Genomic DNA, 10,724 nt, shown 5'->3' with positions numbered 1-10,724 from the left:
CGAGCGGCCAGCCGACGGAAACAGTCGCGATAACCCTTGTCTGCCGCGAATTCAGTAGCGAAGATGGCAGAGAGATTGCGATAACCGCCGCAGAACCGCGCCCCCGGCCCCCTCGGAGTGATCCCTCATGAGTGACCAGCAGCAGCTGCGCAACTTCGTCAACGGCTCCTACGTCGACCTGTCCGATGGCGGTTACGCCGACCTGGTCGACCCCTGCACGGGTGAGGTGTTCGCCCAGGCCCCGGTCTCCGGCGCCGCCGACGTGGACGCGGCGATGAGCGCCGCCGCCACCGCGTTCGAGAGCTGGCGGGAGGTCACCCCGGCCGAGCGGCAGCGGGCGCTGCTCAAGCTCGCCGACGCCGTGGAGGCGCGCGCCGCCGAGCTGGTCGACGCCGAGGTCCGCAACACCGGCAAGCCCCGCCAACTCACCGCCGAGGAGGAGCTTCCCCCGGCGGTGGACCAGTTCCGGTTCTTCGCCGGCGCCGCCCGGATGTTGGAGGGGCGGTCCGCCGGGGAGTACCTGGCCGGGCACACCTCCTACGTGCGGCGGGAGCCGATCGGCGTCTGCGCGCAGGTCACCCCCTGGAACTACCCGCTGATGATGGCGGTCTGGAAGATCGCGCCCGCGCTCGCCGCCGGCAACACTGTGGTGCTCAAGCCGTCGGACACCACACCGGTGTCGACGCTGCTGCTCGCCGAGATCGCCGCCGAGTTCTTCCCACCGGGGGTGTTCAACGTGGTCTGCGGCGACCGGGACACCGGTCGTACCCTCGTGTCGCACCCGACGCCGCAGCTGGTGTCGATCACCGGATCGACCCGCGCGGGCATGGAGGTCGCCGCCGCGGCGGCCCCCGACCTGAAGCGCACCCACCTGGAGTTGGGCGGCAAGGCCCCGGTGGTGATCTTCGACGACGCGGACGTGGCGGCGGCCGCCGAGGCCATCGCGCTGGGCGGCTACTTCAACGCCGGGCAGGACTGCACGGCGGCCACCCGGGTGCTGGCCGGCCCCGGCGTCCACGACGACTTCGTGGCGGCGCTCGCCGAGCAGGCCCGCAACACGAGGACCGGTGCCCCGGACGACGCCGACGTGCTCTACGGTCCGCTGAACAACGCCAACCAGCTCACCCGGGTCAGCGGTTTCGTGGACCGTCTGCCGGACCACGCGGCGATCCAGACCGGCGGGTCCCGGCAGGGCGAACGCGGCTACTTCTACGCGCCGACAGTGGTCTCCGGGCTGCGTCAGGCCGACGAGATCATCCAGGACGAGGTGTTCGGGCCGGTCATCACCGTGCAACGCTTCTCCGACGAGGACGAGGCGGTGCGCTGGGCCAACGGTGTCGACTACGGCCTGTCCGCGTCGGTCTGGACGCGCGACCATGGCCGGGCCATGCGGATGACCCGTCGACTGGACTTCGGCTGCGTCTGGGTCAACACGCACATCCCGTTCGTCTCCGAGATGCCGCACGGTGGCTTCAAGCACTCCGGGCACGGCAAGGACCTCTCGGTCTACAGCCTGGAGGACTACACCCGGATCAAGCACGTCATGCACAACCTGGGGAGCTGAGCCATGCCGTCGAGCGAGGAGCTGCACAAGCGGCGCGGCGGTGCGGTGGCCCGGGGTGTCGGCAGTGTGATTCCGTCCTACGTGGACCGGGCGTCCGGCGGGACGATCACCGACGTGGACGGCCGGGAGTGGATCGACTTCGCCGCCGGCATCGCCGTGACCAGCGTGGGCAACTCGGCTCCGAGGGTGGTCGACGCGGTCCGGGCGCAGGTGGAGCGGTTCACCCACACCTGCTTCATGGTCGCGCCGTACGAGTCGTACGTGGCGGTGTGCGAGCAGCTCAACGCGTTGACGCCCGGCGGGTTCGCGAAACGCTCGGCGTTGTTCAACTCGGGCGCGGAGGCGGTGGAGAACGCCGTCAAGGTCGCCCGACACGCCACCGGGCGGCCGGCGGTCGTGGTGTTCGACCACGCGTACCACGGCCGGACCAACCTGACCATGGCGTTGACCGCTAAGAACATGCCGTACAAGCACCGGTTCGGGCCGTTCGCCGGGGAGATCTACCGGGTGCCGATGTCGTACCCGCTGCGCGATGGCGGGCTCACCGGCGCGGAGGCGGCGACCCGGGCGATCGAGACGATCGAGAAGCAGGTCGGCGCGGAGAACGTCGCCGCGCTGCTCATCGAGCCGATCCAGGGCGAGGGTGGCTTCGTCGTACCCGCGCCGGGTTTCCTGCCGGCGCTGCGGGCCTGGGCGACGGCGGCCGGGGTGGTCTTCGTCGCCGACGAGATCCAGACCGGTTTCTGCCGTACCGGTGACTGGTTCGCCTGTCAGCACGAGGGCGTCGAACCCGACCTGGTGACGCTCGCCAAGGGCATCGCCGGTGGTCTGCCGCTGGCCGCCGTGACCGGCCGGGCCGAGCTGATGGACGCGGTGCACGTCGGTGGGCTCGGCGGCACGTACGGCGGCAACCCGATCGCCTGCGCCGCCGCGCTGGGCACCATCGAGACCATGCACGAGTTGGACCTGGCCGGTGCGGCCCGACGGATCGAGTCGGTGCTGGTCCCCCGGCTACGGGCCATCGCCGAGCGGGATCCCCGGGTCGCCGAGGTACGCGGCCGGGGCGCGATGCTCGCCGTGGAGCTGGTGCTGCCGGGCACCCTCACCCCCGACCCGGTCGCCACCGCGGCGATCTCGGCGGCCTGTCACGCCGCGGGCCTGCTCACCCTGACCTGCGGCACGTACGGCAACGTGCTGCGCTTCCTGCCCCCGCTGGTGATCTCCGACGGGCACCTCGGTCGGGGTGCCGACCTCCTCGACGCCGCCTTCGGCTGAGCGCTGAGCAGGCTGAGCGGCGGAGGGGCCCGGTGCACGGGCCCCTCCGCCGAGGTCAGCGAAGCACCTCGACAGTGTTGCGGCGCACCAGGTTCTTGCCCGGTTCGCGGATCTGCTCCATGGCGGCGGAGTTGAGCAGCACGCAACTGCCCGACGGGCCGGTCACCGTCACAGTGGTCGCCCGGTTGTTGTCCAGGTTGGTCACCCGCAGCCGGGTGCCCACCGGGAACTGCCCACTGGTCGCCGCCGGTCCGGCCGCCTCCTCGAAGAAGGTGATCGCCTCGGAGCACACCGACTGGGGCGCCGGGCCGGACGCGCCGGGCGACGCGGCGCCGGGGCGCACGGTGCCGGGGGCCGGAGCGCCGGCGGGCGGGGCCGCGCCGTCGACGCGTTCCACCACGTTGCGGCGGATCACGTTCTTCCCCGGCTCGCGGACCAGCTCCATGGCCGCCGCGTTGAGCAGCACACAACTGCCCGACGGGCCGGTCACCGTCACAGTGGCCGCCCGGTTGTTGTCCAGGTTGGTCACCCGCAGCCGGGTACCCACCGGGAACCGGTCGCTGGTCGCGGCCGGCGCGCCGCCCTCCGCGGAGAAGGTGACCGAGCCGGAGCAGACCGACGACCGTGCCGGGGCCGTGTCGGCGAACCCGAAGCTGGTCCCCACCGACACGCCCACCGCGGCGAGCACCGCCACGCTCGCTGCCAGCACGTGCCTGCGCTGCACCCTCATCGCCGTCACTCCCGTCCTCGGTGGTGTCCTTCACTCACCGGTACGGACCGGAGCGTCCTACCGTTCAGCCGGCACGGGTATCGATCGTGCGGCGGCCAGGTCCACCGGCCCGTACCGGGTGCGCGGGGCCCCGGTGATCAGCGCCCAGTAACGGTCGCCGTACGACCAGTGCCACCACTCGGTCGGGTAGTTGACCATCCCCGCGCTACCGAGGGCGTCCACCAGGATCTGCCGGTGCCGACGGGCGGTGCCGCCGATCGTCGGCGCGTCGGTGAAGCAGGCGTCGGCGCTGTCCTCCGGGGTGGCGTCGATGGCCGTGCCCAGGTCCAGCTCCACACCGTCGTCGGTGCAGAGCGTCAGGTCCACAGCGCCGCCGGTGCTGTGCGGGGCCACCTCGACCGGTGAGACGAACTTCGTGGTCTCCCGGTGCAGCCGCTGTGGCGACCAGTCCGGGTGCCGTCGGCGCAGCTCGTCGCGGTAGCCGGTGAAGATGGCCAGTTGCGCCTGGTACGGCCGGTAGCCCTCGACCACCAGCAGCCGCAGCCCGTCGGGCAGGGCACGCTGCGCGGCCAGCAGGCGGTCCACGACACCGGCGCGCAACCGGGCGTACGCCCCGGCCGGGTCGGCCGCCCGGCTGTCGAGCCGCAACTCCGGCAGCTCACGCAGGTCCACGAACTCCTCGCCGTCGTCGGCGCTGGGCACCGCCGCCACCCGGGGGTCGGAGAGCAGGATCATCTGATGCTCCCCGCCGTGCTCGCGGGCCGTTCCGCGTGCCGGAGCCGGGCCAACTCGACGAGCCGGTCCACCACCTCCCGGTAACTGACCCCGACGGCGGCCCACACCTTCGGGTACATCGAGTGCGCGGTGAAGCCGGGCATCGTGTTCAGCTCGTTGACGTACAGCTCACCGGTCGTCTCGTCGTAGAAGAAGTCGACCCGGGCCAGACCCCAGCCGCCGATCGCGGCGAACGCGCGCAGCGACAGCTCGCGGACCCGCGCGGTCACCTCGTCCGGCAGCACGGCGGGGACGATCATCGGGTCGGCGTCGCCGAAGTACTTCTGCTGGTAGTCGAACCAGCCGCCGCTGACCTGCACCTCGCCCACCGCTGACGCCTCGGGACGCCAGCCGCCGAGCACCGCGCACTCCAACTCACGGCCGACGACCCCCTGCTCGACAATGACGAGTTGGTCGTGGCGAAGCGCCTCCTCCACGGCGGCGGCCAGGTCGTCATCCTCGCCGACGCGGGAGATGCCGATCGACGAACCCATGCTGGCCGGCTTGACGAACAGTGGCCGGCTCAGCCCGGTCACCAACTTCTCCGGGTCGTCGACCGCCCGGTAGGTGTGCGCGTCGAACGACACGTACGGGGTGACGGGGATGCCCTCGGCGCGCAGCGCCCGCTTCATCGCCACCTTGTTCATGCCGACCGCCGAGGCGAGGATGCCGCACCCGACGTACGGCACGTTCAGTGACTCCAGCAGCCCCTGCACCACACCGTCCTCGCCGTACGGGCCGTGCAGCACCGGGAAGACCACGTCCAGCTCGGCGTGCACCGCGCCGGGGGCGTTACCGGCGGACACCTGCACGACACCCGGACGCGGACCGGCCCGCAACTCGACGGCCGGCCCGGTCACCACCAACTGGTCGTCGATGGCCCGCTCGCCGGCCGGCCGGTCACGCAGCTCGGCCAGCAGCGCGTCGGGCATCAGCCGAAACCCGCCGCTGCGGGTGACGCCGATGGCGACAGTGCGGTAGCCGCCACCGGCGAGCGCCCGAGCCACCCCGAGCGCGGAGGCACCGGAGACCTCGTGCTCCGCCGACGGTCCACCGAACAGAATTCCGATCCGAACTGGCGCGCTCACGCCGCCGCCCCTTCCTCAGCCAGGTCGGCGGATCGCGGGGCCATCAACCGGGCCACCAACGCCTCCTCCACGTTCCCGCCGGTAAGCACCACACCGACCGTCCGCTGCCGGTCCCGGTCCGGCGGAAGCCGGAGAGCGCCGGCCAGGCCCGCCGCCCCGGACGGCTCGGCGAGCACCTTCAGCTCCGTGAGGATCAGCCGGAACGCCGCAGCGATCTCGTCGTCGTCGACCCGGACGACCCCGCGCAGCGTGTCCCGCACGATGGCGAACGGCAGCTCCCCCACGCAGGACGGCCGCAGCCCGTCCGCGATGGTGGGCGCCGGCGCGACCGGCACGCGTACACCTGCCGCCAGGCTGCGGGCGAGCGAGTCGCAGCCCACCGGCTCCACGCCGTACACCTCGATGCCGGAGCCGGCGGCGGCCAGGCACGCGCCGGCCACCCCGCCACCACCACCCACCGGTACGACCAACGCGTCCAACGGCGTCCCCGCGCGCTCGGCGTCCTCGATCAGCTCCAGGCTCGCGGTGCCCTGCCCGGCGATGACATCCGGGTGGTCGTACGCGTCGACGACGGGGTGACCGCTCTCGTCGCTGAGCCCGGTGGCCACCGCCACCCGCTCCTCGACGCTGGTGCCGGCGAACACCACCCGCGCTCCCGCCGCGCGCGCCCGGCCGACCTTCGTCGATGCCGCGTCGACAGGCAGCACCACTGTCGCCGCGAGCCCGTGCTGCCGGGCCGCCAACGCCACCGCCACCGCGTGGTTGCCGGTGCTCTGCGCGACAACCCCGGTGTGGCCGGCCACCGCGAGGCGGCCGACCGCGCGCAGCGCGCCCCGCATCTTGTACGAGCCGCCGTTCTGGAGGTTCTCCGCCTTGAGCAGGACCCGCGCCCCGGCACGCTCGTCGATCACCGGGGAGCGCAGCACGGGGGTACGGACCACGCGGCCGGCAAGCCAGCGGCTGGCCTCCTCGACATCGGCCCGGACCTGGCCAACGGTGCGTGTCATCGTCTCTCCTCTTTCGGGCACACCACAGAAGGGGTCCAGCGGCACGTGGACCCCGGTGAAGGTGGGTGGAAGTGTCAGTTCAATGTGGGTAGCCGGACGTCGACCCGCAGGCCGCCGTACTCGGCGGGCCGGGCCGCGATGATGCCGTCATGGGCCTGGGTGATCGAGCGGGCGATGGCCAGGCCCAGGCCGGCCCCGCCGCCCTGCGAGGTCCGGTCCCGGGCGAGTCGGCGGAACGGCTCGAACAAGCCGGCCACCGCCTCGGCCGGCACGGGCTGGCCGGTGTTGACAACGGACAGCGCGGGCACGCCGCTCACCACGACGGTCAGTGAGCCGCCCGGCCGGTTGTACTTGATCCCGTTCTCCACCAGGTTGGTGACCAGGCGTTCCAGCAGCACCCGCTCGCCGACGACGATGCGGGGTGCGAGATGGGTCTCCACTGTGACCCCGGCCTCCCCGGCCCGGTCCAGGTACCCGGCCAGCACCGCCTCGACGATCGTGTCCAACCGCTGCGGTATCCGCGAACGGAGGCCCTGGTCGCTCTCGCTGAGCGCGAGCAGGCCCTCGATCAGTCGTTCGTTGCGCTCGTTGGTCTCCAGCAGCTGACTGGTCAGCAGCTCCAACTGCTCACCGGTGAGCGCCCTGGCCATGCCGACCTCGATGAGCGTCCGCTGCACGGCGAGGGGCGTCCGCAGCTCGTGCGAGGCGTTCGCGGCGAACCGCCGCTGCCCCTCGTACCCGGCGGAGACGCGTTCCATCATCTCGTCGATCGCCCGGGACAGCCGGGCCAACTCGTCGCTGCCCCGCGGCCGGATCCGGTGACCAAGGTTCTGCGGGCCGAGGTGCCCGATCGGCCCGGCCAGATCAGCGACCGGACGCAGGCACCACACCGCTGCGAACCAGAGCGCCACCAGGACAGCCACTGTCACGAGCAGGACGGCCACCAGGGGCAGCATGAACGCCCCCGGCCGTACGTTGCCGCACACCGTCGACAACCCGGGCACGGGCACGTCACAGAACTGCTGCCCCCAGGCCCAGGTCATCTCCGAGAGCCACTTGCCCATCGCCGGCAGTATCGGGCCGGCCAGCAGCGCCAGCAGCCCCACCAGCAGCACCCGACGTCGTGGCGTCCAGCTCACGCCGTGCCGCCGATGCGGTAGCCGGCCTTCGGAACGGTGTGGATGATCGCGGGATCGCCGAGCTTCTTGCGCAGGGTCATCACGGTTACCCGTACGGCGTTGGTGAACGGGTCGGCGAACTCGTCCCAGGCCTGCTCCAGCAACTCCTCGGCGCTGACCACCTGGCCGTCCGCGCGCAGCAGCACGTGCAGCACCGCGAACTCCTTTGGGCTCAACGCGAGGGACCGGCCGTCCCGGGTGGCCAGGTGCCGGCCCACGTCCAAGGCGAGGCCGTCCTGGGCGAGCACCGGTGGCAGCGCCGGGGTGGACCGTCGCCCGAGGGCCTGTACCCGGGCCACCAGCTCGGCGAACGCGAACGGCTTGGTCAGGTAGTCGTCCGCGCCGAGGCCGAGGCCCTCGACCCGGTCCCGGATGCCCGCCGCAGCGGTGAGCAGCAGCACCCGGGTGCCGACCTGTGAGTCGGCGATGCTGCGGCACACCTCGTCACCGGTGTGTCCGGGCATGTCCCGGTCCAGCACCGCGACGTCGTACCGGTTCACCCCGACCCGCTCCAGTGCACCGTCACCGTCGTAGCAGACGTCGACGGCCATCGAGAGGCGGCGCAGCCCTTCGGCCACCGTGTCCGCCAACAACCGCTCGTCGTCCGCCACCAGCACCCGCACGTTTTTCCGCTCCCCCAGTTCGGCTTGCCCGGCATACCGTCGCAGGCCCGGGTTAAGGGTTCTGTAAGCACCCGTCGCAGCCATCCTCCACGCGGGTGTCCAGCGGGCAAACCACCGCAAGCCAGTCCCGGTCGACTTCGTACCCGTGTCACGTCATCTGCGTCGTGCGTCCCCGAAGGCCACGGCGCTTGGCGTGCGGGAGTGAGCTGCGTCACGACAAGCGCTCGCCCCGTCCAAGCCCCGGCCGCCGACCCCGACCCCTCCCGTCGATCATGGAGTTGTGGTGGGAGTTAGATCCGTTTCACGCCTTCCGTGAGGCACCACAACTTCATGATCGGCGCGAGGTCAGGTGAAGGCGAATGACTGGAGAGCTAGGGGTACAGGAGGGGTATCAAGGTTCGGACGATGTGGGTGGGGCGACGGTAGAGGTCCCGGTCCGTGAAGTGGCGCATTTGCCAGCCGTTGGCGGCGAGCCAGTTCGTACGAGAGCGATCATGCTGGAGTCGAGCACGGTTTAGATGGGACGATCCGTCGTACTCGACGCCGACGCGGTGTCGCCGATACCCAAGATCCAGGCGGTAGAGCGGTATCCCATAGTTGTCCGGGACCCAGATCTGCGGCTCCGGCGGCGGCAAGCCGCCATCTATCAGCACCAGGCGCAGCTGGCTCTCCTGCCGACATTCTGCCCGAGGATCGGCGCGTGGCACGAGATCGCGCGCCTGAGAGACTCCCCGCAGACGATCGTGCCGAGCTACCTCTACCCGGAGTTCCTCGGGCCGACAGGCGCCTACGCGAAGGCAAAGGTCCAGCAGCGGCATCGCTTCCATTCGGCGCAACGACCGGGCCAGGTCCACCGCGCACCTGACGGCGGGCGCGCACGGCACTCCGCCGAGCAGCACCGGGTCACGCACCGGCAGCACTGCCTCGTGTGTAACGACGCCTCGGATGCGCGGGACCTTCTCCCCCGCTGGCACGATCACGTGCACGTCGGAGCTTCGCGCGTCGCCGAAGCCATGCAGTTGCGCCCCGGTGTGAAAGCCGACGACGGCTCCGGGAGGCAGCCGCCGGAAGATTGCCGGTAGACGTCCAGCCTGGTCGGCCGATGGCCCGTAGATGCTCCGCGACAGCCGGTGCAGATGGGACTGCTCGGTCAATCTGCGCACTTGTTCCCGGCTGAGGCCGGCTGCGAGTAACTCCGAGTATGGATACAGAGGTTCTGCCATGCCGCAGGAATCTGCAGCACCACTTCACCAACCCTCGACCCCAAGAACGCGCCCTGTGGATAACCGCCGACCCTGTGCACAACCCCCGCAGCCCTTTCCAACCGTGCTATAGCACCGAGTCCGCCACCTGAGTCGATCATGGAGTTGTGGTGGCGGACAAATGCCTTGATACAGCGCCTTCCGCCCACCACAACTCCATGATCGACACGGTTCAGCGGGGCGGGGGCGGGGGCGGGGCCGGGGGCGGGACCGGGGTTAGTCGCAGGCTGTGCCGTCGCCGTCTCGGTCCAGGTCGTAGATGTCGTTGCCGATCACCCTGATCGGTCCGCTGACGTAGGCGGGGCCGTCGCCCTTGCCAGGCAGGCAGTCGACGTCACTGGCGATCGGGACGCAGCCGCTGTAGTTCGGGTCGCACTTCGACGACTGCGGCTTCTTGGTGCCGACGGCCACGACCTGGGTCACCGGCTGCTTCGTCACTACGGATGTGACCAGCTTCTTGGCCGTCCGCACGCCGTCGGTGGTGGTCACCTCGTAGGTCAGGGTCCGGACGCCGTTCACGCCTTTGGTCCGGACGACCCGCTTGCCCTCGGCCAGCGACGAGTCCTTGACGGTCCGCTCGCCGTACCGGATGGTCGCCTTCTCCGTCACGGTCGTCACCTGCACCACCGGCACGGCTGCCGCTGACGAGGGCGGGGCCGGGGGCACGGTGGAGGGCGGCGCGGCAGTCGGCGACTCCTCCTGGGCCGGCTCGCCGGGTGCGGCCAGGATCGGCTGCTGCGGCTGCTCGGCGGCGGTGCCGGTTTTTGTCGGCTCCGGCTCGCCGGTCAACGCGCCGACGATGGCGGTGCCGGCGCAGCAGAGCAGCAGGATCGACAGCGTCACCGAGCCGAGGATCACGGCGACCCGGCCGGCGGGAGTGGCCCGGCGGAACCAGTTCGGTCGGGGCGTCTGGCCGAACGACGGCGGGTACGGGGCCCCGGGTTCTGTGGTGGTTGCATCGTCACGGCGATGAGTGTCGTCGCAAACACAGTCTGCAATATCCCCCGTCGCGTTCGTCACCTGCGCCTTTCGCTTCACGGGAAAGATCGGTGGGCGCGCTCGCGGGCGACGAGTCGACAGACGCGGCAACCCTCCAGGTTGGCAGGGCAGGGCCGATCGTGCGGGTGTCAGCACCAACAAAAGCCGCAGATCACCACGCACCGCATCGACAGGGGATCGGAGGCCCAACGGCGACAACGAAACTGTCGCGATGCCGTCAGCGC

The 10,724-nt window shown here is 71.1% G+C and carries 10 protein-coding genes; 2 read left to right on the top strand and 8 right to left on the bottom strand.

The genetic code is table 11. The annotated features are described in order from the left end of the window. The first annotated feature begins 127 nt into the window (after positions 1–127). Positions 128–1,564: a gamma-aminobutyraldehyde dehydrogenase gene (locus tag PSH03_RS30075; protein ID WP_238691092.1), complete on the top strand. Its 1,437-nt coding sequence runs from the start codon at positions 128–130 to the stop codon at positions 1,562–1,564. 3 nt (positions 1,565–1,567) lie between these two features. Further along, positions 1,568–2,839, top strand: a complete 1,272-nt coding sequence (gene gabT, locus PSH03_RS30070; RefSeq protein ID WP_238691091.1) for a 4-aminobutyrate--2-oxoglutarate transaminase — start codon at positions 1,568–1,570, stop codon at positions 2,837–2,839. Between the two features lie 55 nt (positions 2,840–2,894). Here the strand turns inward: gabT and PSH03_RS30065 are convergent, their stop codons facing one another. From PSH03_RS30065 to PSH03_RS30025, 8 genes are all read right to left on the bottom strand, one after another. Continuing rightward, on the bottom strand, positions 2,895–3,569 hold the full coding sequence (locus PSH03_RS30065) for an RlpA-like double-psi beta-barrel domain-containing protein (protein ID WP_238691090.1): 675 nt from the start codon (positions 3,567–3,569) through the stop codon (positions 2,895–2,897). A gap of 57 nt (positions 3,570–3,626) precedes the next feature. Then, a complete protein-coding gene (locus PSH03_RS30060; RefSeq protein ID WP_238691089.1) occupies positions 3,627–4,304 on the bottom strand; it encodes a M15 family metallopeptidase in 678 nt (225 codons plus the stop codon). Beyond that, a complete protein-coding gene (locus tag PSH03_RS30055; protein ID WP_238691088.1) occupies positions 4,301–5,431 on the bottom strand; it encodes a D-alanine--D-alanine ligase family protein in 1,131 nt (376 codons plus the stop codon). The genes PSH03_RS30060 and PSH03_RS30055 overlap by 4 nt, the downstream gene beginning before the upstream one ends. Next, complete coding sequence (locus tag PSH03_RS30050) at positions 5,428–6,438, bottom strand: threonine ammonia-lyase (protein WP_210784485.1); 1,011 nt, start codon at positions 6,436–6,438, stop codon at positions 5,428–5,430. The genes PSH03_RS30055 and PSH03_RS30050 overlap by 4 nt, the downstream gene beginning before the upstream one ends. Before the next feature lie 74 nt (positions 6,439–6,512). Next, positions 6,513–7,577, bottom strand: coding sequence for a sensor histidine kinase (locus PSH03_RS30045; protein WP_238691087.1), 1,065 nt, complete (start codon positions 7,575–7,577; stop codon positions 6,513–6,515). Then, entirely contained in the window at positions 7,574–8,239 is a 666-nt protein-coding gene (locus PSH03_RS30040) for a response regulator transcription factor (protein ID WP_210784484.1), read from the bottom strand. Before PSH03_RS30040 ends, PSH03_RS30045 begins: the two co-directional genes overlap by 4 nt. 371 nt (positions 8,240–8,610) lie before the next feature. Next, a complete protein-coding gene (locus PSH03_RS33205) occupies positions 8,611–9,462 on the bottom strand; it encodes a type IV toxin-antitoxin system AbiEi family antitoxin (protein ID WP_502361703.1) in 852 nt (283 codons plus the stop codon). 255 nt (positions 9,463–9,717) lie between these two features. After that, the gene (locus PSH03_RS30025) at positions 9,718–10,344 is read right to left on the bottom strand and encodes a G5 domain-containing protein (RefSeq protein ID WP_238691086.1); all 627 of its coding nucleotides are present in this window, start codon (positions 10,342–10,344) and stop codon (positions 9,718–9,720) included. Positions 10,345–10,724 lie beyond the last annotated feature (380 nt).

It is taken from the genome of Micromonospora salmantinae, from assembly GCF_022230905.1.
GTDB lineage: Bacteria > Actinomycetota > Actinomycetes > Mycobacteriales > Micromonosporaceae > Micromonospora > Micromonospora salmantinae.
The sequence above is the reverse complement of the archived record's forward strand: the minus strand, read 5'-3'. Positions and strand labels throughout refer to the sequence as shown.

Coding starts and splice junctions, on each gene's coding strand:
- PSH03_RS30075 (WP_238691092.1), top strand. CDS start 128: ATGAGTGACCAGCAGCAGCTGCGCAACTTCGTCAACGGCTCCTACGTC.
- gabT (WP_238691091.1), top strand. CDS start 1,568: ATGCCGTCGAGCGAGGAGCTGCACAAGCGGCGCGGCGGTGCGGTGGCC.
- PSH03_RS30065 (WP_238691090.1), bottom strand. CDS start 3,569: ATGAGGGTGCAGCGCAGGCACGTGCTGGCAGCGAGCGTGGCGGTGCTC.
- PSH03_RS30060 (WP_238691089.1), bottom strand. CDS start 4,304: ATGATCCTGCTCTCCGACCCCCGGGTGGCGGCGGTGCCCAGCGCCGAC.
- PSH03_RS30050 (WP_210784485.1), bottom strand. CDS start 6,438: ATGACACGCACCGTTGGCCAGGTCCGGGCCGATGTCGAGGAGGCCAGC.
- PSH03_RS33205 (WP_502361703.1), bottom strand. CDS start 9,462: ATGGCAGAACCTCTGTATCCATACTCGGAGTTACTCGCAGCCGGCCTC.